The organism is Myroides sp. JBRI-B21084 (assembly GCF_030545015.1).
Lineage (GTDB): Bacteria > Bacteroidota > Bacteroidia > Flavobacteriales > Flavobacteriaceae > Flavobacterium.
Genome location: NZ_CP120653.1, coordinates 2,332,521 through 2,357,653, shown reverse-complemented (window position 1 = coordinate 2,357,653; position 25,133 = coordinate 2,332,521). Strand labels below are relative to the sequence as shown.

Genomic DNA, 25,133 nt, shown 5'->3' with positions numbered 1-25,133 from the left:
TCTTAGCTAATTTAAAAACTATTTTTTAACAATTTTAATAAACTGACTGTTTTCCTTAGTTTTTATATTTAACATATAAGTACCTGCACTTAATCTGCTAAAATCTAATTGAACCGTTTCTTTATCAAAATTATTTTTCATTACCAATCTTCCATTCAAATCAAATACTTCAACATTTGTAATTACATCACTATATGTTATTGTTAACTGATCGTTTACTGGGTTTGGATAGTATGTTAGTTTGCTTAAATCAAAGTTATTTACACCTAACACGATACGTGCCTCTATTGGTGTTGGGTAACTTGGACATCCGTTTGAACCAATGATTACTGCATAATAAGTTGTTTTATCAACTAATGGCATGTTCTGTGCCAAAGGATTTATTCCTTTCATTGCATCTTCATACGTTGCATACCAAACTACATTTGGTTGTGTCATTACAAAATTACTAATCTCTGCATAGTCTGTAAATGTTTGTGGCGATGCACCAACTGGACTATTTGGACGACTGTTGATTGTTACTAATACTGGTGTACGTGAAGATTCACATCCGTTTTCTACACGCGCTACAAAATAGTAACCTGTTTGTAATACATCGGTAGAAGGTAATGCTACATTTGATGTTGTGTTTACATACCATCTATAGGATACTCCTGTAGGAGTTGGTAATACTAAATCTGCAACTGTTGCGCCTTCACATAAATTCATTGAGTTTATTGCTGGGGCACTTGTACTAACTACACGAACCGCTACTGGTATTTTTGCAGAAACACAGTTTCCTATACGTTGTGCTACATAATACGTACCGTTTACTAACGGTGCTGTTAATGCTAAAGGCACAACTGCTGTTGAACTACTGTACCATTCTGCCGTAGCATTTGGTAAAATTTGTGCATTTAATTGTGCTACAGTTCCTGCTCCACAAATGTTTTGGATACCTGCTGTTGGTGCTGGTACACTACCTTGTGAAGTTGCTGTTATTTGTACTCGTAACGACTCACATCCGTTTACTCTTTGAGATACATAATAGGTACCTGTAACCACTTGGTTAGTTCCTGGAATTGGCGTTTGAGATGTTGCCGATGGATACCATACTAATTCTGAACCAGGTAATTGGTTTAAATTAACACCCGCATAGTTTATTGAACCACATATTGAAATTGTTTGTGGTGTTAAAGCTGCTGGTGTTGGATTAACATCAACTAATACTGCTATTCTATCAGACTCACATGCTCCCATTGCTTGAGATGCATAGTATGTTGTATTATCAACTAATGGATGTGTAGATGTTAATGGTACTGTTGCCGCCATTGAATCATACCATCTAATTTGTGCATTACTCATACCTGTTGCCATTAACGAAGCTACTGTTCCACCGCCGCAAACAACTTGAGTTAACTGTGCACTTGGTGCTGCTAATGTTGTAATTGTTGCTGTAAATGGTATACGAGCCGATTTGCAATTTCCAATTCTAGCTTCAACATAGTAAGTACCTGTTTGCGAAATTGTTGTTGTTGCAACAGCTGTTGTTGGTGAGTTGTAGAACGTTAAAATTGAACCTGGTGCACTTGTAACAACAACACTTGTAACTGGTGTTGGTTGACAGAATGTTTGACCTTGAACTATTGGCGCTGCAACATCTATTACATTAACTGTAACTGGTTTTACCGTTGTACATCCAGATGGTGCTGTAATAGTAGCATTATACATTTGTGTTATACCTGCACCAGATGTCATATAAACTTTTAAAGCATCAGTACCTGGTACATACGGCATGGTAGCTGCTGCATCTGCATATAAATTATTTGTAGGTGACCAAGTTACCATTGATTGTTTAAAGTTAAAAGTAACATCTAAACGCTCTGTTGTTCTTGTACCTGTTGTAATGTTAGCAGATGTTGCGCTTGTACCGTAGATACCTACATTTGACCCTGCAACTGCTGTAAAATAGGTTTGCGCATTATTTCCGCCTCCCATTCCTTCTTGTGAAATTTCAACTAATACGTTTGATAATCCATCCCAGAAGAATGGGCTGTCAAACATCATGGTTTGAACTCCTTGGAACGTATGTGTGTAATTTGATTTTGAGAAAACAGTTGCTAAACCTGTTGTTTCAAAATTATTGCTTCCAAAAGTTGTACTTGGTACCATTTTCATTTTAATGGTATACTTTGGATTTGTGAAACTTGCACCTGAATTAATCGTTTCGAATGATAAACCAGAAATGTATCCAGATGTTGTTATTCCTTGTGCTAATAATTCTGCCGCACTAAAAATATATTGTTGTTTTGAATATACATCACTTTGAACAAATGCAGAAACTACACTATTTGCACTTGTAGTGTTTATTTTACTACCTATTGATGCAGTAGCTTGGATTGGTTCTAAAGCTTTTAATTCTTGAACTGTATTTTTACAAATATCGTAAGTACTTGCTAAAGTAGATAACGATTGTGGTTTGTTACCTGCAGATACTAGAACTGTTTTTAAATGCTCACAAATACCATTAGACTGGCTTGCAGATAACACATATTCTTGTTCTGTTGTAGTACTAAATGTCCAACCTGTTGCAGCATTACCTATTACACCAGTACTTGGTGTCCATACAAAAGTATCGTAGCCACCTAAATTTGTTGTAATAGTTACAACTTCAGAAGGATCGCCCTTACAAGAAGTTACCTTGTCTTTAGAAATTTGGAAATCTGGTTTTGGTGTAATAGTAACAGGTACTTCTGTTAACACTGATTTACATCCTAAAGTAGCTATAAACATCGTGTTTGGTCTGACTGCTGTAGTTGTAGTTCCTCCACTACCACCTGTTGAACCAGATATTGTAGCTAATAATTGTGTAGCTGTAACATTGTTTGCATAACTATAAGTTGTTCTTTTTGCTGGCGCGTTGTGATAAACTAAAGTACCGCTGCTACTAAAGTTACCACCACCATTGTTACTCCAATTAGTTTGTACAACTATGTTACTTAAACCGTCCCAATAAAAAGGTGTATTAAAAGAGAATGTTTTTAAACCAGGTGTAAACGTTTCATTTGCATTGTTGTACACTGGTGTTAACAAGTTGTTGTTTATTTGTAAGCCACTAGCAGTTGTAATGTTTGTTGCGCCAATAGAAATACTAAAATTTGTTCTGCTAGCTCCACCTATTACAACTTCAAAAGACAATCCTTTAATTTCGCCCACTGCTAATCCTGCTGCTGTAAGTTCTGCAGCTGTAAAAATGTATTGGTGTTTGTATCCACCCCAACTATGATATAAGAAAGTTCCTGTTGTAGCATTAGTTGCTGTTCCATTTCCTACTTGTGCGTTAACATCAACTGGTGCATCTCCCGCCATAACCCAGTAACTTCTACCAGTTGTTAAATAAGGTGTTGTAAAAGTGGCCCCTGTGTGCACTACATTGCCATCTTCTGCAGCATCAAACCAGGTAACTATACCCGCATCGTAAATCGCTGTCAAATCAACTTCTTGCGGACCACAAACCGTTACTGCTGGTGCTGCAATTAAATTTGGATAATCACACATCGTTTTAATTTCTGGTCCTTGTGTATATCCGCTGCTATCAGTAGACGAACAAACCGTTTTTACATAAATTTGAAAAGCAGTTAATGACGGTAAACCACTCACTGTAAACGGATTGGTTGTTGCTGTACCTGAAGCTGCTAAACCAGTTGCACCACTACCTGGAGCACCCGATGTACGCACTTCATATTGATAAGTAACAGCACCTGTATTCTTAGAATTAGGAGTTAATGTAACCACCGCAGAATTTTTAGTAACGTCTGATATTTGTATATCAACTGGACGGAAACAAGAAACAGCCACAATATTTACATTATAATCATGTGTTTCACCTTCGCTCCTTAATTCACAAGCATTTGTTGAACTATAATAAACTGTACGTATACGCAATCTATGGATACCCGGTGAAGTATTGTCTGGTATAGATATAAAACCTGAAGCAAAAGAAGGAGTTGTAGCCATTTGCATATCTGTCAACAATTTTTCAGATGTTTCATCAAATACCCCATCGTTATTTAGATCAATCCAAACGCTTGCCCATACATATGATGCAGATGTGTAATTAGTATTTAATTGAATTTCGTATTTACTATCTTGTAATAAATTTACAGGGGTAAAATTTGAAGTTCTATTTTGATAATTTGGTGCAGAACAACCTGTGTTTAAATCACTTATAATTGAAGTACCTTCTCCAATAATCTTAACACTATTTAAATTAACTCCTGTACCACTACAAGCATAAGTATAAGTAGGAATACAATAACAGTTAGTAATTGGATTTTGAGCTACACTAACAACAGTTGACATTTTTGTGCTGTTACTACTTGTACAAGTAACTACACATCTGTAATCTGTTGCTGTAGTTTGGCTTGCAATGGTATGCATTGGGCCAGTCGCGCCGCTAATGTCTGTAAATGTATTTGCTCCAGCAGGTGAACTTTGCCATTGGAAAGTAATCCCGCTTGCAATTGTATTGCCACTTAATGACAAGTTAATTGGTTTACCAATACATGCAGCCGTTTCTGAAGCAACCGCTGTACCTGCATTTACAGTACCAGAACAAGCTGGCAATGTTAAAATATTTACATTGTAATCATGTGTATCACCCCAAGTTACCGAGGTACATGCATCATTAGTTGTTGTACCCGAAGTATAAACTACTCTTACACGCATTCTTTTTATCCCAGGTGTAGCACCAAAAGGTATTGTAATACTTGCTGTAGCAAAAGCAGGGCTTTGTGCTAAAGGTAAATCTACCAATAATTTCTCACTAGCTGAAAATGTAAAATCATTATTAAAATCAATCCAGATAGATGCTTTTTCATAAGTAGGTGAACCATAATTGGTATTAAGTTGAACCTGATACGTTTGACTTGGCATTAAATCTACTGCTGTAAATAATGAAGTGCGGTCACTATACCCATTTGTAGGAGTAGTCGTACAACCGGTATTCAAATCACTTAAAACCGAACCTGCGTGACCAGTTAGAACAACACTGTTTAAATCGTCACCACTAGTACACCCACTTGAAGTTACTGGTGTACAATATTGAGCTTGAACTTGCGACATAGGCAATATCAAGCCAAATAACATTAATATCAAGGTTTTATTGGTTAACCACCGAATTTTAAACCTAGACAATTGTGTAATTTTTTCCATAAATTATAATATTTACAATTAGTCATTTAAACCATAAACTTAATTAATTTTTTTTAATTCTTTAATACTTAATTATATTTTTTTTAACTTTTAACATAATTAAACCAAACGAATAGCATTTAATAAGTACATATAAATCAAAAAACCCACCATTTTACTGGTGGGTTTTATTATAAATTTAAACAAAGGCTTGCTTTACTATAAATTAACTAAAAATTCAAGTCAGCTTCTTTTTTGTTTTCTTTTGTTCCAACAACAATATTATCGTACACACGCATACCTGTACCTGCAGGTATTCTATGCCCAACAATAACGTTTTCTTTTAAACCAGATAAGTTATCAACTTTACCAGCAACAGCTGCTTCGTTTAATACTTTGGTAGTTTCTTGGAACGATGCTGCCGAAATGAACGATTTTGTTTGTAACGACGCTCTTGTAATACCTTGTAATATTGGTGTTGCGGTAGCTGGTACTACATCACGTGCAATTACTAAGTTTTTATCTTCGCGGCGTAAGATTGAGTTTTCATCTCTTAATTCACGAACAGAAATAATTTGTCCTTCTTTTAATGTTGATGAATCACCTGCATCTTCAACTACTTTCATTCCAAACAAACGGTCGTTTTCACGGATGAAATCGTCTTTATGAATTAATTGTTCTTCTAAGAATAAGGTATCACCTGAATCTTTAATTTGAACTTTACGCATCATTTGACGGATAACTACTTCAAAGTGTTTATCTGAAATTTTCACCCCTTGTAAACGGTATACTTCTTGAATTTCGTTAACCAAGTACTGTTGTACAGCCGATGGTCCTTGAATTCTTAAAATATCATCTGGTGTAATAGCTCCGTCTGATAATGAAGTACCTGCTTTAACAAAGTCATTTTCTTGAACCAAAATTTGGTTTGATAACTTCACTAAATATTTACGCGCATCATCGTCACCTGTTTTTGGAGTAACAATAATTTCACGGTTACCTCTTTTAATTTTACCAAAAGATACAACCCCATCAATTTCAGCAACAACAGCTGGGTTCGATGGATTACGTGCTTCAAGCAACTCGGTAATACGTGGTAAACCTCCGGTGATATCGCCTGTTTTAGATGATCTACGTGGTATTTTAACTAAAACTTTTCCAGCTTTAATTTTCTCACCATCGTTTACCATTAAGTGCGCCCCAACTGGTAAGTTGTATGATCGTATTAACTCGCCTTCTTTATTGTAAATTAATAAAGTTGGAACTAATTTTTTATTTCTTGATTCAGTAATTACTTTTTCTTGGAAACCTGTTTGCTCATCGATTTCAACCATAAATGTTTGGTTTTGCTCAATGTCTTCGTATGCAACTTTTCCAGTAAATTCTGAAATAATTACACCGTTGTAAGGGTCCCATTTACATATTACTGTACCTTCTTCCACCACATCTTTATCTTTAACATAAATTGTAGATCCGTAAGGTATGTAATGTGTATTTAAAACAATACCTGTGTTTAAGTCAACTAATTTTAATTCGGTTGAACGTGAAATTACGATATCAATTTCTTTACCATCAGCATCTTCACCTTTAACAACTTTTAAATCTTCAATTTCTAAACGACCTTTAAATTTAGTTGTAATAGTTGATACCTCTGAAATATTACCTGCTGTACCACCCACGTGGAACGTACGTAACGTTAACTGCGTACCTGGCTCACCAATAGACTGTGCTGCAATAACACCTACTGCCTCACCTAACTGTGCCATACGGTTTGATGCCAAGTTACGGCCGTAACATTTCACACAAATACCTTTATCTGCTTCACAAGTTAATGCCGAACGCACTTCTAAGCGCTCTAAAGGTGATGCGTTTATTTTTGCAGCTTGTGCTTCGTTAATCATTTCACCTGCAGCAACTATAACTTCGTTAGTTAACGGATTAATGATATCGTCTATAGTTACACGTCCTAAAACGCGTTCACCTAATGATTCTACAATTTCTTCGTTTTTCTTTAACGCTTCAAATTCAATACCACGTAAGGTACCACAATCTTCAGAATTAACAATTACATCTTGAGCTACATCATGTAAACGACGTGTTAAATACCCCGCATCGGCTGTTTTTAATGCGGTATCGGCTAAACCTTTACGCGCACCGTGCGTTGAAATAAAGTATTCTAAGATCGATAAACCTTCTTTAAAGTTTGAAAGGATCGGGTTTTCAATAATATCACCACCTGATGCTGTTGACTTTTTAGGTTTTGCCATTAATCCACGCATACCTGTTAACTGGCGAATTTGCTCTTTAGATCCACGGGCACCCGAATCAAGCATCATGTATACTGAGTTGAATCCTTGTTGATCCTCGCGAATATTTTTCATTGCCAATTCGGTTAACATCGCATTCGTAGATGTCCAAACGTCAATAACCTGATTGTAACGCTCGTTGTTGGTAATTAAACCCATGTTATAGTTCATGGTAATACCTTCAACTTGATTGTTAGCGTCGTCAATCATTCCTTGTTTTTGATCTGGGATTTTAATATCACCTAAAGAGAATGATAAACCACCTCTAAACGCGTATCCGTATCCCATATCTTTCATATCGTCTAAGAATTTAGCTGTAGTAGGCACATCTGTTACTGCTAAAATTTTACCAATAATATCGCGTAACGATTTCTTAGTTAAAACTTCGTTGATGTAACCTGCAGCTTCTGGAACTACCTCGTTAAACAAGATACGCCCAGCTGATGTTTCAATAATTTGGTAAACTAACTCACCATCAGCATTAAAATCTTTAGCGCGTACTTTAACAGGAGCATTCAAATCTAAACGTCCTTCGTTAATAGCAATATGAACTTCTTCTACAGAATAGAATGTTAAACCTTCACCTTTTACGATATATTCAGGTGTGGTTTTACGGATTTTGGTCATGTAATAAAGACCCAAAACCATATCTTGAGAAGGTACCGTTACCGGAGCACCATTTGCAGGGTTTAAGATATTGTGCGATGCTAACATTAATAACTGCGCTTCTAAAATAGCCTCAGGTCCTAATGGTAAATGCACCGCCATTTGATCCCCATCGAAATCGGCGTTGAAAGCCGTACATACTAATGGGTGTAAACGAATTGCTTTTCCTTCAATTAACTTAGGTTGGAATGCTTGAATACCTAAACGGTGTAACGTAGGGGCACGGTTTAACAATACCGGGTGACCTTTAATTACGTTTTCTAAGATATCCCAAACTACTGGTTCTTTTTTATCGATGATCTTTTTAGCAGACTTAACTGTTTTTACAATTCCACGTTCTATTAACTTACGAATAACGAACGGTTTGTAAAGTTCAGCAGCCATATCTTTTGGAAGACCACACTCATATAATTTTAATTCAGGACCAACAACAATTACCGAACGTGCTGAATAATCTACACGTTTACCTAATAAGTTTTGACGGAAACGACCTTGTTTACCTTTTAACGAATCAGATAATGATTTTAACGGACGTTGCGATTCTGTTTTTACAGCTGTTGCTTTACGTGTATTATCGAATAATGAATCTACCGCTTCTTGTAACATACGTTTTTCATTACGTAAAATTACTTCTGGCGCTTTAATTTCCATTAATCGTTTTAAACGATTGTTACGAATAATCACACGACGGTATAAATCGTTCAAATCAGATGTTGCGAAACGACCACCATCAAGCGGTACTAACGGACGTAATTCTGGCGGAATAACTGGAACCACTTTTAAAATCATCCATTCCGGACGGTTCTCGCGGTTTTCGTTTGATTCACGGAAAGCTTCAACTACTTGTAAACGCTTTAAAGCTTCGGTTTTACGTTGTTTTGATGTTTCGTTGTTAGCAGCGTGGCGCAATTCATACGATAAAGCATCTAAATCGGTACGCTCTAACAAATCCATAATACATTCAGCACCCATTTTAGCAATGAATTTATTAGGATCGTTATCGTCTAAATATTGATTTTCCATAGGAAGGGTATCTAAAATATCAAGATACTCATTCTCTGTAAGGAAATCTAAACGTTTTAATTCTTCACCATCTGGGCGTTTTGCAGCACCAGTTTGAATTACTACGTATTTTTCGTAATAAATAATTTCGTCTAATTTTTTAGAAGGTAATCCTAAAATATAACCTATTTTATTAGGTAACGAACGGAAATACCAAATGTGTGCAATTGGCACAACTAAATTGATATGACCAACTCTATCTCTACGAACTTTCTTTTCAGTAACTTCTACCCCACAACGGTCACATACAATACCTTTGTAACGGATTCTTTTATATTTTCCACAAGCACATTCGTAATCTTTTACAGGTCCGAAGATGCGCTCACAGAATAACCCATCGCGCTCTGGTTTGTGCGTACGATAGTTAATTGTTTCTGGCTTTAAAACCTCACCTCTTGATTCGGCAAGAATTGATTCTGGCGATGCTAAACCAATTGAGATTTTGTTAAATCTTTTTACAGTACTTTTATCTTTACTGTTATTTCTATTATTCATCATAGTTTTTACTATTGATTTATTGCAATTAAAAATTGATTTTTTTTTGAAGCTATATGTTTAAGCAATTGCTTGCTGCTTAAAGCGTAAAACTTACAGCTTTCAAAATACTACCTCGGATTACTTCTCTAAACTTCAAACAGCTGTTGTGAAGTGCTAGTTATAAAATAAATTTTATAAAAAATCGGAACGGGTTACGGGTATAAATCCTTAAAAACTTATTGAAATTAAGTATTCAGCTTTTGGAAATTTACCAAAAACTGAATACCTTTTTTTTATTTATTCTTCTAATCTGATATCTAAACCAAGACCTTTTAATTCATGCATTAATACATTGAATGATTCTGGCAATCCTGGTTCTGGCATTGGTTCACCTTTTACGATAGCTTCGTATGTTTTAGCTCTACCAATAACATCATCCGATTTAACAGTTAAAATCTCACGTAATGTAGCCGATGCACCGTAAGCTTCTAAAGCCCAAACCTCCATCTCTCCAAAACGTTGACCTCCAAATAACGCTTTACCACCTAAAGGTTGTTGCGTAATTAAAGAGTATGGTCCAATTGAACGTGCGTGCATTTTATCATCAACCATGTGGCCTAATTTTAACATGTAAATTACACCTACAGTAGCTTTTTGATCAAAACGCTCACCTGTACCACCGTCGTATAAATAAGTATGACCAAAACGTGGAACACCTGCTTCGTCTGTTAAGGCATTGATTTCATCTAAAGATGCACCATCAAAAATTGGTGTAGCATATTTTCTACCTAATTTTTTACCTGCCCAACCTAATACGGTTTCATAAATCTGACCGATGTTCATACGTGAAGGTACCCCAAGTGGATTTAATACTATATCAACTGGTGTTCCGTCTTCTAAGAAAGGCATGTCTTCATCGCGAACAATTTTTGCAACGATACCTTTGTTACCGTGACGACCTGCCATTTTATCACCTACACGTAGTTTACGTTTTTTAGCAATGTAAACTTTTGCAAGTTTTAAAATACCTGATGGTAATTCGTCACCTACTGTAATCATAAATTTCTCACGACGTAATACTCCTTGTAAATCATTCAATTTAATTTTGTAATTGTGAATTAAATCGGTGATCATAGTGTTGGTGTACTCATCGGTTGCCCACTGTCCTTTAGTTAAATGAGTAAAGTCTTCAACTGCATGTAACATTTTTAAAGTGAATTTTTTACCTTTTGGTAATACTTCTTCCCCTAAATCGTTCATTACACCCTGTGATGTTTTACCATTTACTAAGTGGAATAATTTATCAACTAAACGATCTTTTAACTCATTGAATTTTACTTCAAATTGTGTATCTAACAAAGCAATATCTTCTTTGTCTTTAGAACGTTTGCGTTTATCTTTTACTGCACGAGCAAATAATTTTTTATCTAAAACTACACCACGTAACGATGGTGATGCTTTTAACGATGCGTCTTTTACATCGCCTGCTTTATCACCAAAAATTGCGCGTAATAATTTTTCTTCTGGTGTAGGATCTGACTCTCCTTTTGGTGTAATTTTACCAATTAAGATATCGCCAGGTTTAACTTCTGCACCAATACGAATCATACCGTTTTCATCTAAATCTTTAGTAGCTTCTTCAGAAACGTTAGGAATATCGTTTGTTAATTCTTCTGATCCTAATTTAGTATCACGTACTTCAAGGGTATAATCATCTATATGGATTGATGTAAAAATATCATCGCGTACTACACGCTCAGAAATTACAATTGCATCCTCAAAGTTATAACCTTTCCATGGCATGAAGGCAACTTGTAAGTTACGGCCTAATGCTAATTCACCATTTTGTGTTGCATAACCTTCACATAAAACTTGTCCTTTAGTAACACGGTCACCAGTACGTACAATTGGTTTTAAGTTAATTGATGTACTTTGGTTGGTTTTACGGAATTTAATAAGGTTGTATGTTTTTTCGTCGGCATCAAAACTTACTAAACGCTCGTCGTCTGTACGGTCGTATTTAATTGTAATTTTTTGTGCATCAACATAAACTACTTCACCTTCACCTTCAGCGTTAATTAAAACACGTGAATCGGTTGCAACTTGTTTTTCTAATCCAGTACCAACAATTGGAGATTCTGGACGTAATAATGGAACTGCCTGGCGCATCATGTTCGATCCCATCAAGGCACGGTTCGCATCATCGTGTTCTAAGAAAGGAATTAACGAAGCAGAAATAGATGCAATTTGGTTAGGTGCAACGTCGGCATAGTTTAACTCTTTTGGTTCAACTACAGGGAAATCGGCATCTTGTTTCGCAACTACTCTTTCGTCTTCAATAGTTCCATCTTTAGCAACATTAATAGTTGCTTGTGCAATTAATTTTTCTTCTTCTTCTTCTGCCGATAAATAAACTGGAGCTTCGTTTAAATTCAACACCCCGTTTTCTACTTTACGGTATGGTGTTTCAATGAATCCCATGTTATTTACTTTAGCATAAACAGCTAATGAAGATATCAAACCAATGTTTGGACCTTCAGGAGTTTCAATTGGACATAAACGACCATAGTGCGTATAGTGAACGTCACGTACTTCGAAACCTGCTCTTTCACGTGAAAGACCACCTGGCCCTAAAGCTGATAAACGGCGTTTGTGTGTAATTTCGGCTAATGGATTGGTTTGATCCATGAACTGAGACAACTGGTTTGTTCCGAAGAATGAGTTGATTACCGATGATAATGTTTTTGCATTAATTAAATCAATTGGGGTAAACACCTCGTTATCGCGTACGTTCATGCGTTCGCGAATTGTGCGTGCCATACGTGCTAAACCTACACCAAATTGTGCAGATAATTGTTCACCTACAGTACGTACACGACGGTTAGACAAGTGATCAATATCATCAATTTCAGCTTTAGAGTTAATTAACTCAATTAAATACTTTACAATAGTAATAATATCTTCTTTAGTTAATACTTGCTTATCAATTGGCGTGTCTAATCCTAATTTTTTGTTCATTCTATATCTACCTACATCACCTAAATTGTAACGTTGGTCAGAGAAGAATAATTTATCTATAATACCTCTAGCGGTTTCTTCATCCGGAGGTAATGCATTTCTTAATTGACGGTAAATGTATTCTACAGCTTCTTTTTCAGAGTTTGTTGGGTCTTTTTGAAGCGTATTATGAATAATTGTATAATCAGCAAGGTTACTATCTTCTTTATGTAAAAGAATGGTTTTAACGTCTGCTTCAATAATTTCTTCAACATTATCTTTATCAAGTACAATGTCACGGTCTAATATAATTTCGGTACGCGGAATAGTAACAACTTCGCCAGTATCTTCATCAACGAAATCTTCGTGCCAAATATTAAGTACACGTGCAGCTAAACGGCGACCAATATATTTTTTTAAACCTGTTTTTGAAACTTTAACTTCTTCTGCAAGGTCAAAAATCTCAAGAATATCTTTATCTCTTTCAAAACCAATTGCACGGAATAATGTAGTTACAGGTAACTTTTTCTTACGATCGATATACGCATACATTACACTATTGATATCCGTAGCAAATTCAATCCAAGAACCTTTAAAAGGAATGATACGTGCAGAATATAATTTGGTACCATTTGCGTGGAATGATTGACCAAAGAATACACCTGGCGAACGGTGTAATTGCGATACAACTACGCGTTCTGCACCATTAATTACGAAGGTACCACTTGGTGTCATGTACGGAATAGTTCCTAAGTACACATCTTGAACTATGGTTTCAAAATCTTCGTGCTCTGGGTCGGTACAATAAAGTTTTAAACGAGCTTTTAGGGGCACACTATAAGTTAAGCCTCTATCAATACATTCTTCAATAGAATAACGAGGTGGGTCTACAAAATAGTCTAAAAATTCCAAAACGAATTGGTTGCGTGTATCCGTGATTGGAAAATTTTCCATGAAGGTTTTGTATAAGCCTTCGTTACCTCTTTCGTCAGATTTAGTTTCTAATTGAAAAAAATCTTTAAACGATTTAACCTGAATATCTAGGAAATCTGGATAAGCAGGAATATTTTTTGTAGAGGCAAAATTTAACCTTTCAGTATGATTTGTAATCATTAATGAACAAAATTTTGGTTTAAAAAAGTAATTTTTTTGTGTAAAAACACAGTTGTATAAATACTTCCTAGTTTAGTAACCAACACATCTTTAAAAACAAACCAGGAATGGTGTTTGCTTTTTTCTTCGTTGTTGATTATTTTTTATATGCAAAATGGTTTAGGCCATTGAGACAATTCTCAAGGCCTAAACCGTAAATATTATTATGTGTGAGATTATTTTAACTCAACTACAGCACCAGCTTCTTCTAATGCTTTTTTCAATCCTTCTGCTTCGTCTTTAGAAACACCTTCTTTAACGTTTGCAGGAGTACCGTCTACTAAATCTTTAGCTTCTTTTAATCCTAAACCTGTTAATTCTTTAACAGCTTTAACTACTGCTAATTTAGAAGCACCAGCGTCTTTTAATACTACTGTGAATTCTGTTTGCTCTTCAGCAGCAGCACCAGCATCACCACCACCTGCAACTACTACTGCAGCAGCAGCTGGTTCAATACCATACTCGTCTTTTAATATTGTAGCTAATTCGTTAACTTCTTTAACTGTTAAGTTAACCAATTGTTCTGCGAATTGTTTCAAATCTGCCATTTTTTCTATCTTTTAATTTGAATTTGTAATAATATAATTTATTTGTGTGCGTTCGTTAATGAACCTTAAAAACGATTGTAGTGAAATACTATTCTTCGTCTTTAAATTGATTTTTAAGAGCAGAAATAACTCTTTGAGCAGGTGATTGTAATAATCCAATGATTTCTCCAATCATCTCTTCTCTAGACTTAATAGCTACTAATGAATCTAATTGGTTATCGCCAATGTAAACTTCTTCATTAATATATGCTCCTTTTAAAACTGGTTTATCACCTTTTTTACGGAATTCTTTTATAACTTTAGCTGGGCCGTTAGCAGCTTCACCAATCATTATAGCGCTGTTTCCTTTTAAAATAGAAGGTAAATCACCATACTCATTTTCTGATGTTTCCATTGCTTTAGCAAGCAATGTATTCTTAACTACCTCTAACTTGATACCTGCTTTAAAACAAGCTCTACGTAAATCTGAAGTAGTTGATGCATTTAATCCAGAAATATCTGCAATGTAAACCACTTTAGTGTCAGCTAACTGTGCAGTTAAATCTTGAATCGCAATTGATTTGTCTTCTCTAGTCATACTAAATAATTTTAACTACCAATTATACTGCTTTTGGATCTAAAGCAATTGCAGGACTCATTGTACTTGATATATGAATAGACTTGATATAAGTACCTTTTGCTGCAGTTGGTTTTAATTTAATTAATGTTTGAATAATTTCAGCTGCGTTCTCAGTAATTTGGTCAGCACCGAAAGATACTTTACCAATACCAGCGTGAACGATACCTGTTTTATCAACTTTAAAGTCAATTTTACCTGACTTAACTTCTTGTACAGCTTTAGCAACATCCATAGTTACCGTACCTGTTTTAGGGTTTGGCATTAAACCACGAGGTCCTAAAATACGACCTAATGGACCTAATTTACCCATAACAGCAGGCATTGTAATGATTACATCGATATCTGTCCAACCATCTTTAATTTTTTGTAGATAGTCATCTAAACCAACGTGATCTGCACCAGCAGCTTTAGCTTCTGCTTCTTTATCTGGAGTAACTAATGCTAATACTCTTACATCTTTACCTGTACCGTGTGGCAATGTTACCACCCCACGAACCATTTGATTTGCTTTACGAGGATCTACTCCTAAACGTACTGCAATATCAACAGACTCATCAAATTTTGCAGAAGCAACTTCTTTAATTAATGCAGATGCATCTTTTAAAGAATATAATTTGTTCTTCTCAATTTTTGCTGCAGCCTCTTTTTGCTTTTTTGTTAATTTTGCCATTTCTTCTTTTCTTTAAGATTAAAAAGGAGCGTTTCCTGATACCGTGATTCCCATAGAACGTGCAGTTCCAGCTACCATAGACATTGCTTTTTCGATTGTGAATGCATTCAAATCAGCCATTTTGTCTTCAGCAATTGCTTTAACTTGATCCCATGTGATAGATGCTACTTTTTTACGGTTTGGTTGCCCAGAACCTGATTTAATTTTAGCAGCTTCTAATAATTGAACAGCGGCAGGTGGCGTTTTAACAACAAAGTCAAAAGATTTGTCTTTGTAAACTGTAATTTGTACTGGTAATACTTTACCTGGTTTATCCTGTGTTCTAGCATTAAATTGCTTACAGAATTCCATGATGTTAACTCCAGCAGCCCCCAAAGCAGGTCCAACCGGTGGCGAAGGATTCGCAGCACCTCCCTTAACTTGTAGTTTAACTACTTTACTAATTTCTTTTGCCATTTTTAAAAAAATTTAGCACATCTTTCAATTGGAAGCGATTGATGTGTATGTAACAATTATATTTTTTCTACTTGTGTAAAGCTTAATTCTAGTGGTGTTTTTCTTCCAAAAATTTTCACCATTACTTCAAGCTTGCGTTTGTCTTCGTTTACTTTTTCAATGGTTCCGTTGAATCCATTAAAAGGTCCGTCAACAACTTTTACTGTTTCGCCTACTTCATATGGTATTAAACCATTATCTACAGAAACAGCTAATTCATCTACTTTACCTAGCATACGGTTTACCTCTGCTTGGCGTAAAGGCACAGGATCTCCTCCACGAGTTTCACCTAAGAAACCTATTACACCTGCTATAGATTTTATGATGTGTGGTAATTCACCTGTTAGGTTTGCTTCTATCATTACATAGCCCGGAAAATAGATACGTTCTTTTGTAACTTTTTTACCTTCACGCTGTGAAACTACCTTTTCAGTTGGAACTAATACTTGTGATAAGTAATCTTCCATACCCAAACGTACAATTTCACTTTCTATGTAACCTTTAACTTTATTTTCTTGTCCGCTTACTGCCCTAACTACATACCATTTTTTTATGCTATTCTCTGTCATCTTCTTTTAAATTTATGAATTTAAAAGGTTAAAGAAACCAGCAAGAGCTTCGGCAAATAGGGAATCAACACCCCAAGTAGCCAATGATAATACTACTGTGAAAATAGCAACAATAATAGTATAGCGTTGCACCTCTGTCCATGATGTCCATGTAACATTTGCTTTTAATTCGGTAAACGCATCTGATATATAATTAACTACTTTTGCCATATGATTTGTTTTTGCACGGGTGGAGGGATTCGAACCCCCATCAACGGTTTTGGAGACCGCTATTCTACCCTTGAACTACACCCGTTTGTTAAAAAGTTGGCAGTTAACACTGCCAACTTATAAATTATTTATAAACTATAATTAGTCTAAAATTTCAGTTACCTGACCTGCACCTACTGTACGACCACCTTCGCGGATAGCGAAACGTAAACCTACTGATAATGCAATTGGTTGTAATAAATCAACAGTAATTGTTAAGTTATCACCTGGCATAACCATATCCGTTCCTTCTGGTAACATGATTGTTCCTGTTACGTCAGTTGTACGAACGTAGAACTGTGGACGGTAGTTATTGTGGAATGGAGTGTGACGTCCACCTTCTTCTTTTTTCAAGATATAAACCTCAGCTTTGAATTTAGCGTGTGGTTTAACTGAACCTGGCTTAACAATAACCATACCACGACGGATATCAGCTTTATCAATACCACGTAATAATAAACCTACGTTATCACCTGCTTCACCACGGTCTAAGATTTTACGGAACATCTCAACCCCTGTAATTGTAGAAGTTAATTTATCTGCACCCATACCAATGATTTCAACTGGATCACCTGTATTAGCAACACCTGTTTCGATACGACCTGTAGCAACAGTTCCACGACCAGTAATTGTAAATACGTCTTCGATAGGCATTAAGAATGGTTTTTCAGTATCACGTACTGGCTCTTCAATCCACTCATCAACTGCAGCCATTAAGCTCATTACAGTTTCAACCCATTTTGGCTCACCGTTTAATGCACCTAAAGCAGAACCTTGGATAACTGGACCATTATCACCATCATATTGATAGAAAGATAATAAATCACGGATTTCCATTTCTACTAATTCTAATAACTCAGCATCATCAACCATATCCACTTTGTTCATGAATACAACCATACGAGGAATACCTACTTGGCGACCTAATAAGATGTGCTCACGAGTTTGTGGCATAGGACCATCTGTAGCAGCAACTACTAAGATAGCACCGTCCATTTGAGCAGCACCAGTAACCATGTTCTTAACGTAATCCGCGTGACCTGGACAGTCAACGTGAGCATAGTGACGGTTAGCTGTAGCGTACTCCACGTGAGATGTATTAATTGTAATACCTCTTTCTTTTTCTTCTGGAGCATTATCAATTTGATCAAATGATTTTGCTTCTGATAAACCTGCATCTGATAATACTTTAGTAATAGCAGCTGTTAATGTTGTTTTACCGTGATCTACGTGTCCGATAGTACCAATATTTAAATGGGGTTTCGAACGATCAAAACTTTCTTTTGCCATGATTTAATTAATTTAATCTTAGTTATATAATTAGTGTTAACTTTAATTCACATTTGAGCCAACGACGGGATTTGAACCCGTGACCTCTTCCTTACCAAGGAAGCACTCTACCCCTGAGCTACGCCGGCAAAAAAAGAACTTGTTGTGGGGAGAGCAGGATTCGAACCTGCGAAGGTTTCCCAACGGATTTACAGTCCGTCCTCGTTGGCCGCTTGAGTATCTCCCCGAACCTAATATTTTTACAACTTTTGTTTGTTGATGAGCCTTTGGAGGGACTCGAACCCACGACCTGCTGATTACAAATCAGCTGCTCTAGCCAGCTGAGCTACAAAGGCACTTAAAAAGTCCGCTATTTCTAACGGACTGCAAATATATATACTTATTTAAAAAAATAAAAGCTTTTTTAATTTTTTTTTATTCTTTTAATGTGCTTTTACTTTTTCTTTACGTTTTACAAGCAATCGTTCTAAAGCAGCACCAGCTAAATCTGTTGCTTCTTCAAATGTTTTAGCTGTTTTTTTAACTACTAAATCATCGCCTGGAATTTTAACAATGATATCTACAGACTTGTTTTCTTTATCACTTGTATTTTCCGTATGCAAAGATACATCAATTCCAACAATTTTATCATAATATTGTTGTAATTTTTCTAAACGAATGTTTATAAAGTCCACTAATTTACGATCAACATTAAAGTTAACTGCTTGAATATTCACTTTCATAATACTATAATTTTTTAAAAGGTTTATAAATTTTCATCTTCGGCCTTTGAGCGCGGATGTGTTTGTTTGTACATTTTTTGCAACGTGGCTATGCTTGTATGCGTGTAAATTTGTGTTGACGATAAACTTGAATGCCCAAGCAACTCTTTTATTGTATTTAAATTTGCACCTGCATTTAACATATGTGTAGCAAATGTATGACGCAACACATGGGGGCTTTTTTTTCCTTTAGATGTTACACCTCTAAAATAATTATTTATTAAACGATATACAAATGTTTGATTTAAATTTTGTTGATTTTTTAACAAAAAAATATTTTGGTTACTTGTTTGCCCAAACTGCTGATTTCTTTTTTGTAAAAATTCTGTTAAAACATCTAATAATGAAGTTAATATAGGCACTATACGTTCTTTTGATCGTTTTCCTAAAACTTTAATTTCACGCTTTTGTAAATCAACATCGTATAGTTTTAGGTTTATTAATTCGGTTTTTCTTATTCCCAAGGTGTAAAAAAGGGTGATAATAACAAAATTTTGAAATCCAAAATAGTCATTTGAGAAGGCTGATCGATCAATTTTTTCCATTTCTGCTTCTGAAAAAGGAACTTGTAACACTTTATTTATTCGCAAAGCTTTATGCGCTTGTAAAGGATACTCTTTAATTGTTTTGGTAATGTATAAAAATTTAAAATAGCTTTTTAGCGATGCTACTTTTCGATTTATTGAATTATTACTGATTTTGTTTTGTGACAAATTTGCAATCCACAAACGAATGTGTTGGTATTTTATTTCGTCAACATTTTTAATAGTATCTTTAGTAAAGTCATAAAAAACTTCAACATCTTTCATATACGCGTTTACGGTGTGCAATGAAAAATGTTTTTCTTTTAAAAGATAATCGTAATAAGGCTTTAAATATTTTTCCATAAAAAAAAATCGCTAACCAAAGTTACCTTTAATTAGCGATTTATAAAAATTTGTTTCAACGATTAAATTTCAACTGAATCTTTTAAACGTTGTACGTATTGAGCTTTTTGATTTTGCGCACGTTTAGATACTGAAGGTTTCGTAAAGTTTTTACGAGATCTTAAGGCACGAAGCGTTCCGGTTTTATCAAATTTTCTTTTGTAGCGTTTTAACGCTCTATCAATATTTTCTCCGTCTTTAATTGGAATGATCAACATAATTTATACACCTCCTTTCGTTATGGGTGCAAAAGTAGAAATAATTTTTGAATTACGAATGATTAATTTTGAATTATTTTTATTCATAAATTACAATCACACAAAAATCCAAAAAAAAGGAAAAACCATTACAGTCTTTCCTCTTTAATCTATTTTCTATCTTCTAAAACTACTCTTTCAAAAGATTTCTAGAGATGACTAATTTTTGAATTTCGGTTGTTCCTTCACCAATAGTACATAATTTAGAATCGCGGAAGAATTTCTCTACCGGGAAATCTTTTGTATAACCATACCCACCGTGAATTTGAATAGCCTCGGTTGCAACTTTTACACACACTTCTGATGCATACATTTTTGCCATTGCACCAGCTGTAGTAACTGGTTTGTGGTTGTTTTTTAAGTATGCAGCTTTGTGTAATAATAATTCTGAAGCTTCAATTTCTGTAGCCATATCGGCTAATTTAAAGCCTACTGCTTGAAATTGCGAAATAGGTTTACCAAACTGTACGCGTTCTTTTGAATATTTCAACGCCGCTTCGTATGCGCCTTTTGCAATTCCTAATGATAACGCACCAATTGAGATACGACCACCATCTAAAATTTTCATTGCTTGAATAAATCCTTCGCCTACTTCGCCTAAACGGTTGGCATCAGAAACGCGGCAATTATCAAAAATTAACTCTGCCGTTTCAGAAGCACGCATTCCTAATTTATTTTCTTTTTTGCCCGATGAAAAACCTGGTGTTCCTTTTTCAATTACAAAAGCAGTCATTCCACGAGAATCACCTTTTTCGCCTGTACGAACAATAACAACAGCAACATCGCCAGAAATCGCGTGCGTTATAAAGTTTTTGGCACCATTAATAATCCAATCGTTACCATCTTTAACAGCAGTTGTTGCCATACCACCCGCATCAGAACCTGTATTATGCTCGGTTAAACCCCAAGCACCAATCCATTCACCTGTTGCTAATTTTGGTATCCATTTTTTCTTTTGTTCGTCGTTTGCAAATGTTAAAATATGATTGGTACATAATGAATTGTGAGCAGCAACCGACAAACCTATCGAAGAATCTACTTTAGAGATTTCTTCAACAACGGTAATGTATTCGTGATAACCCAAGCCCGATCCACCTAATTCTTCAGGAACCAAAACGCCCATATACCCCATTTCTCCTAATTTCTTAAACAATTCTACAGGAAAGATTTGCTCTTCGTCCCATTTCATTATATTAGGGCGGATTTCTTTTTCTGCAAAATCTCTAATCGATTGTGCAATCATTGCTTGTGTTTCGTTATACTCAAAATTCATTTTACTCCTTTTTATATTATTTTTTACTTATTATTCTAAAAAGCCAAATATAGCCTAATTATCTGTAATTTGTCAAGCGGAAAATTATTAATTTTTTCTAAATCTTCTAATTTTAAAGGTTCGTTTTGCTTACTTCGTAAAACTACAATTTCACGAGCCAAATACGTAGTCATATACGGAATTGTTGCCAATTGTTCTTTACTTGCGGTATTTACATTTATTTTTGATATACTTTTTGTAGCTTTTACAAAAGTTTGTTGCTTTAAAAGCGAAACCGTTTCTGGTCGCAAACCTTTTATATAATTTAGCTGATTGATATGTACAAAACCATTTAACTTGTCGCGTTCAGCAATTAATAAATTGGCATAATAAGCACCAATTCCTTTTAAAGCAACTAATTGCTCATAATTAGCTTGGTTTAAGTTTATTTTTTGTACTGCAACAGGTTGAATTTCTTTACTAATTGTTGTCTTATTCTGTGTCCACTCCGGAAATTTAAAATACGGCGAAATTTTAGCAAGTAATTCATTTGAAACACCGGTAACTTGCTGAAATTCGTTGGCCGAATTCACATATTTACCTGTTGCCCTAAAAGCTATTAATTTATCTATTTGTGTGGTATTCATTCCTAATTTAAATCCTTTGTAATCGTTTATGAAATTTGGATTAAATGGTTGTAATTCGTATTTTTTTAAAGCAATTAATTTTAAACTATCAATTGTTTTTTGTGTAGTTGTATTTATATAATAATTTACTGTTTGCTTGTTAATTTCTGCTTTTTTAACAAAACTTAAAAGTAGTTGCACAGCAACAGTAAGCAATGCAAAAACCAAAAGGGTAAGTTGTTGTTTTCTATTTAAAAACGGAACTATATTCTTCATTTAACGATTCATTAATTTAATACCAACTTCGCAGTTTAAACAACGACGGTTATCGCAATAATTCTTCTTTAAAAACAAAAGTGATTGGCTATCTAACGACGTTTTTACTGGTACTTTTAGCTTATTAAACAATGTTGTAGTACTGTTTTTTTCGGCTACGATTGAATGATAATGTTGCAAAACTTCTTCTAAAACATCGGTACCCATTTGTTGATGGTACACGTATTGAAAAGGCAAAATTGTATTTATCAACAATAAATTATAAAATGATTCTGATACTTTCTTGGTTCGATTTACATGCGTTTTTCCAAAAACATAATGCGTTTGCCAATATTGCGATGTTTTTGCACCTAATAAATGATTGTTTATACAAATGGTTTCAGGATTGCGAATTAAATCAAACATGAAAGGTTGTTGCGACAAAAACGCAGCAAATTGTACCAAACGAATGGTTGGAAAATTATCGGGCCGAAGTTTAAAGAAAGTAGGCGTAAGAACAGCATTCTTTAAATTGTATTTTTGTTTTAAATAATTATATGTTTTTTGTAGGGTTTGTAAATAAAAATCGGCTACATCTGCATTTAACAAATTGGCTGTTCCTAATAACAAAGCTTCTACATGCAATGCATTCGATTGTTCTTTTCGAATAATTTTTAAGGGCAAAAAACAAGCAATTTGGTAAAAAGCATCGTTATTAATATTTAAACCAAAATTGCGTAATAACAAACGGTAAAAAGCTTCTTCCCAATTGTTATTTGTTAACTTTAGTTCTGATACAATACGATTAGAAAATTGCTCTAAGCGTTCAATCATTAATTTCTCTTTCCATAGCAACCATTCAAACAAGCTGAAATGATGAATGTAATCTTCGCAAAACAAATATCGTGGGTTTGAATTAAACTGATGATATGCTTTAAAAACATCACTATTTACATAATCTTTTAAAACCAAAGTTGGTATTTCGGCACCGTTTTTATTCACAACAGCTATATCATTATTCCAAACAACGTGTAGAATTACATTTTGGTAAGCTGGGTCAACTTCATGGTGATGTGCATACCAATCCGAAGCATTTATGTGCATTTCTATTGTTCCTGCCCATAATTGCCCATCGATAAAAACCTGTGCATTAAAAAAATCGGGGCCTTCTGTACCCAAATACAACCCAAAATTTTTAATTACAACGCTATTATTTTGTACTGTTTTTAGTGAAGTATTATTAAGCTTTTTAAATCTCCACACATAATGTAAAAAATCTTCTTTCATACTAAAAAGCTTTGTATAAATGTAGTTTATTTATTTTGAAATTCCTAATAATCAACACTTAAAAGTATGTTTAAAAAAAAAGGCAACGTAATGAAACGTTGCCTTTTTTTTACTGTTTTTTACAGTTATTTTATGGAATCGATAATATCGTATTTAGTAATAATATGGTGTTTACCGTTTTCTAATGCTACTAATACTGCATTATTTTCTTTTGTTATAAGTTTAGCAATTTCATGCACATTTGTATTTTGTGAAACTACCGGATACGGCTTGCCCATCACCTTTTTTATAGGCATATCTGCAACTTCGCTGTTTTGCAAATACGCTTGTAACAAATCGGTATCGTTTACAGAACCTACAAAACCAGTTGCGTCAATCACTGGAATTTGCGATATTTTAAACGTGCGCATTCTATCTACAGCATGGCTCACCAATTCTTCGGTACGCACTACAACCAAAGGTTTGTTGACATGATTTTGAATTAAATCAAAACCTGTCTTTATTTCTTCATCTAAATAACCACGTTCACGCATCCAATCATCGTTAAAAATCTTAGCAATATAACGCGAGCCTGAATCGTGAAAAAGAACCACAACCACATCGTCTGGTTTTAATTGTTCTTTCATTTGCAACAAACCTTTTATTGCAGAGCCAGATGACATACCTACAAAAATACCTTCTTCTAAAGCAAGTTTTCTACAAAAAACTGCAGCATCTTTATCGGTTACTTTAGTAAAATGGTCTATAACAGAAAAATCGACATTTTTAGGTAAAATATCTTCTCCAATACCTTCGGTTACATAAGAATAAATCTCATTCTCATCAAAAATTCCCGTTTCATGGTATTTTTTAAAAACAGATCCATAAGTATCAACTCCCCAAATTTTAACATTTGGATTTTGCTCTTTTAAAAATTTACCTACTCCCGAAATAGTTCCACCTGTACCTACACCAACAATAAAATGGGTAATTTTACCATTTGTTTGATCCCAAATTTCAGGGCCCGTTTGTGTGTAGTTTGCTTTTGTATTACTTGGATTATCGTATTGGTTTACATACCATGAATTAGGTGTTTCTTCGGCCAATCGTTTTGATACTGAATAGTATGAACGTGGATCAGTTGGTTCTACATCGGTAGGGCAAACAACTACTTTAGCACCAACCGCACGTAAAATATCCATTTTTTCCTTAGATTGCTTATCGGTAATCACACAAATTAGTTTGTAACCTTTTACAATTGCTGCTAAAGCCAAGCCCATACCTGTGTTACCCGATGTTCCTTCGATAATAGTACCGCCTGGTTTTAAACGTCCATCTGCTTCGGCATCTTCAACCATTTGCAAAGCCATACGGTCTTTACACGAATGACCAGGATTAAAATATTCTACCTTTGCATACACTTTACAAGGTAAATCTTTTACAATGTTATTTAATTGTACCAAAGGTGTGTTTCCAATGGTTTCTAATATATTTTTAGCGTAGTTCATGCTTTTTAAT

The 25,133-nt window shown here is 34.8% G+C and carries 17 protein-coding genes and 4 tRNA genes; all 21 read right to left on the bottom strand.

All coding sequences use genetic code 11. The features are described from left to right. Nucleotides 1-18: 18 nt before the first annotated feature. The 21 genes from P3875_RS11285 to P3875_RS11185 all read right to left on the bottom strand — a co-directional run bounded on the left by P3875_RS11285 (nucleotide 19) and on the right by P3875_RS11185 (nucleotide 25,123). Complete coding sequence (locus P3875_RS11285) at nucleotides 19-5,193, bottom strand: Ig-like domain-containing protein (protein ID WP_303444064.1); 5,175 nt, start codon at nucleotides 5,191-5,193, stop codon at nucleotides 19-21. Nucleotides 5,194-5,402: 209 nt separating this feature from the next. After that, nucleotides 5,403-9,704, bottom strand: coding sequence for a DNA-directed RNA polymerase subunit beta' (gene rpoC / locus P3875_RS11280; RefSeq protein WP_303444062.1), 4,302 nt, complete (start codon nucleotides 9,702-9,704; stop codon nucleotides 5,403-5,405). Between the two features lie 276 nt (nucleotides 9,705-9,980). Further along, a complete protein-coding gene (gene rpoB, locus P3875_RS11275) occupies nucleotides 9,981-13,793 on the bottom strand; it encodes a DNA-directed RNA polymerase subunit beta (protein WP_303444061.1) in 3,813 nt (1,270 codons plus the stop codon). A 215-nt stretch (nucleotides 13,794-14,008) separates the two neighbouring features. Then, complete coding sequence (gene rplL / locus P3875_RS11270) at nucleotides 14,009-14,380, bottom strand: 50S ribosomal protein L7/L12 (RefSeq protein WP_303444060.1); 372 nt, start codon at nucleotides 14,378-14,380, stop codon at nucleotides 14,009-14,011. An 88-nt stretch (nucleotides 14,381-14,468) separates the two neighbouring features. Further along, the gene (gene rplJ / locus P3875_RS11265) at nucleotides 14,469-14,957 is read right to left on the bottom strand and encodes a 50S ribosomal protein L10 (RefSeq protein WP_303444059.1); all 489 of its coding nucleotides are present in this window, start codon (nucleotides 14,955-14,957) and stop codon (nucleotides 14,469-14,471) included. A 22-nt stretch (nucleotides 14,958-14,979) separates the two neighbouring features. Then, the gene (gene rplA / locus P3875_RS11260; protein WP_163432570.1) at nucleotides 14,980-15,669 is read right to left on the bottom strand and encodes a 50S ribosomal protein L1; all 690 of its coding nucleotides are present in this window, start codon (nucleotides 15,667-15,669) and stop codon (nucleotides 14,980-14,982) included. Nucleotides 15,670-15,687: 18 nt separating this feature from the next. Next, nucleotides 15,688-16,125, bottom strand: a complete 438-nt coding sequence (rplK, locus tag P3875_RS11255; RefSeq protein WP_303444058.1) for a 50S ribosomal protein L11 — start codon at nucleotides 16,123-16,125, stop codon at nucleotides 15,688-15,690. A gap of 56 nt (nucleotides 16,126-16,181) precedes the next feature. Continuing rightward, nucleotides 16,182-16,733: a transcription termination/antitermination protein NusG gene (nusG, locus tag P3875_RS11250; RefSeq protein WP_303444057.1), complete on the bottom strand. Its 552-nt coding sequence runs from the start codon at nucleotides 16,731-16,733 to the stop codon at nucleotides 16,182-16,184. A gap of 12 nt (nucleotides 16,734-16,745) precedes the next feature. Then, nucleotides 16,746-16,943, bottom strand: a complete 198-nt coding sequence (gene secE, locus P3875_RS11245) for a preprotein translocase subunit SecE (RefSeq protein WP_303444056.1) — start codon at nucleotides 16,941-16,943, stop codon at nucleotides 16,746-16,748. A 14-nt stretch (nucleotides 16,944-16,957) separates the two neighbouring features. Then, nucleotides 16,958-17,028, bottom strand: a tRNA-Trp gene (locus tag P3875_RS11240). 56 nt (nucleotides 17,029-17,084) lie between these two features. Continuing rightward, nucleotides 17,085-18,272, bottom strand: a complete 1,188-nt coding sequence (gene tuf, locus P3875_RS11235) for an elongation factor Tu (protein WP_303444055.1) — start codon at nucleotides 18,270-18,272, stop codon at nucleotides 17,085-17,087. Between the two features lie 56 nt (nucleotides 18,273-18,328). Further along, a tRNA-Thr gene (locus P3875_RS11230) sits at nucleotides 18,329-18,400 on the bottom strand. A gap of 17 nt (nucleotides 18,401-18,417) precedes the next feature. Next, nucleotides 18,418-18,498 (bottom strand) — tRNA-Tyr (locus P3875_RS11225). A 35-nt stretch (nucleotides 18,499-18,533) separates the two neighbouring features. Further along, nucleotides 18,534-18,607, bottom strand: a tRNA-Thr gene (locus P3875_RS11220). Between the two features lie 87 nt (nucleotides 18,608-18,694). Then, complete coding sequence (gene hpf, locus P3875_RS11215; protein ID WP_303444054.1) at nucleotides 18,695-18,994, bottom strand: ribosome hibernation-promoting factor, HPF/YfiA family; 300 nt, start codon at nucleotides 18,992-18,994, stop codon at nucleotides 18,695-18,697. A gap of 23 nt (nucleotides 18,995-19,017) precedes the next feature. After that, nucleotides 19,018-19,920, bottom strand: coding sequence for a tyrosine-type recombinase/integrase (locus P3875_RS11210; protein ID WP_303444053.1), 903 nt, complete (start codon nucleotides 19,918-19,920; stop codon nucleotides 19,018-19,020). A gap of 62 nt (nucleotides 19,921-19,982) precedes the next feature. After that, complete coding sequence (gene rpsU, locus P3875_RS11205; RefSeq protein WP_303444052.1) at nucleotides 19,983-20,177, bottom strand: 30S ribosomal protein S21; 195 nt, start codon at nucleotides 20,175-20,177, stop codon at nucleotides 19,983-19,985. A 169-nt stretch (nucleotides 20,178-20,346) separates the two neighbouring features. Then, nucleotides 20,347-21,489 (bottom strand): acyl-CoA dehydrogenase family protein, encoded by a 1,143-nt coding sequence (locus tag P3875_RS11200; protein WP_303444051.1) that lies wholly within the window; start codon nucleotides 21,487-21,489, stop codon nucleotides 20,347-20,349. 35 nt (nucleotides 21,490-21,524) lie between these two features. Further along, entirely contained in the window at nucleotides 21,525-22,370 is an 846-nt protein-coding gene (locus P3875_RS11195; protein WP_303444050.1) for a ComEA family DNA-binding protein, read from the bottom strand. Beyond that, nucleotides 22,371-23,636, bottom strand: coding sequence for a DUF2851 family protein (locus P3875_RS11190; RefSeq protein WP_303444049.1), 1,266 nt, complete (start codon nucleotides 23,634-23,636; stop codon nucleotides 22,371-22,373). Nucleotides 23,637-23,761: 125 nt separating this feature from the next. Continuing rightward, on the bottom strand, nucleotides 23,762-25,123 hold the full coding sequence (locus P3875_RS11185; RefSeq protein WP_303444048.1) for a pyridoxal-phosphate dependent enzyme: 1,362 nt from the start codon (nucleotides 25,121-25,123) through the stop codon (nucleotides 23,762-23,764). Nucleotides 25,124-25,133 lie beyond the last annotated feature (10 nt).

Coding starts and splice junctions, on each gene's coding strand:
- rplL (WP_303444060.1), bottom strand. CDS start 14,380: ATGGCAGATTTGAAACAATTCGCAGAACAATTGGTTAACTTAACAGTT.
- P3875_RS11200 (WP_303444051.1), bottom strand. CDS start 21,489: ATGAATTTTGAGTATAACGAAACACAAGCAATGATTGCACAATCGATT.
- rpsU (WP_303444052.1), bottom strand. CDS start 20,177: ATGTTGATCATTCCAATTAAAGACGGAGAAAATATTGATAGAGCGTTA.
- rpoB (WP_303444061.1), bottom strand. CDS start 13,793: ATGATTACAAATCATACTGAAAGGTTAAATTTTGCCTCTACAAAAAAT.
- P3875_RS11210 (WP_303444053.1), bottom strand. CDS start 19,920: ATGGAAAAATATTTAAAGCCTTATTACGATTATCTTTTAAAAGAAAAA.
- rplJ (WP_303444059.1), bottom strand. CDS start 14,957: ATGACTAGAGAAGACAAATCAATTGCGATTCAAGATTTAACTGCACAG.
- secE (WP_303444056.1), bottom strand. CDS start 16,943: ATGGCAAAAGTAGTTAATTATATATCAGATGCGTTTACCGAATTAAAA.
- hpf (WP_303444054.1), bottom strand. CDS start 18,994: ATGAAAGTGAATATTCAAGCAGTTAACTTTAATGTTGATCGTAAATTA.
- rpoC (WP_303444062.1), bottom strand. CDS start 9,704: ATGATGAATAATAGAAATAACAGTAAAGATAAAAGTACTGTAAAAAGA.
- tuf (WP_303444055.1), bottom strand. CDS start 18,272: ATGGCAAAAGAAAGTTTTGATCGTTCGAAACCCCATTTAAATATTGGT.
- P3875_RS11195 (WP_303444050.1), bottom strand. CDS start 22,370: ATGAAGAATATAGTTCCGTTTTTAAATAGAAAACAACAACTTACCCTT.
- P3875_RS11185 (WP_303444048.1), bottom strand. CDS start 25,123: ATGAACTACGCTAAAAATATATTAGAAACCATTGGAAACACACCTTTG.
- nusG (WP_303444057.1), bottom strand. CDS start 16,733: ATGACAGAGAATAGCATAAAAAAATGGTATGTAGTTAGGGCAGTAAGC.
- P3875_RS11285 (WP_303444064.1), bottom strand. CDS start 5,193: ATGGAAAAAATTACACAATTGTCTAGGTTTAAAATTCGGTGGTTAACC.
- rplK (WP_303444058.1), bottom strand. CDS start 16,125: ATGGCAAAAGAAATTAGTAAAGTAGTTAAACTACAAGTTAAGGGAGGT.
- P3875_RS11190 (WP_303444049.1), bottom strand. CDS start 23,636: ATGAAAGAAGATTTTTTACATTATGTGTGGAGATTTAAAAAGCTTAAT.
- rplA (WP_163432570.1), bottom strand. CDS start 15,669: ATGGCAAAATTAACAAAAAAGCAAAAAGAGGCTGCAGCAAAAATTGAG.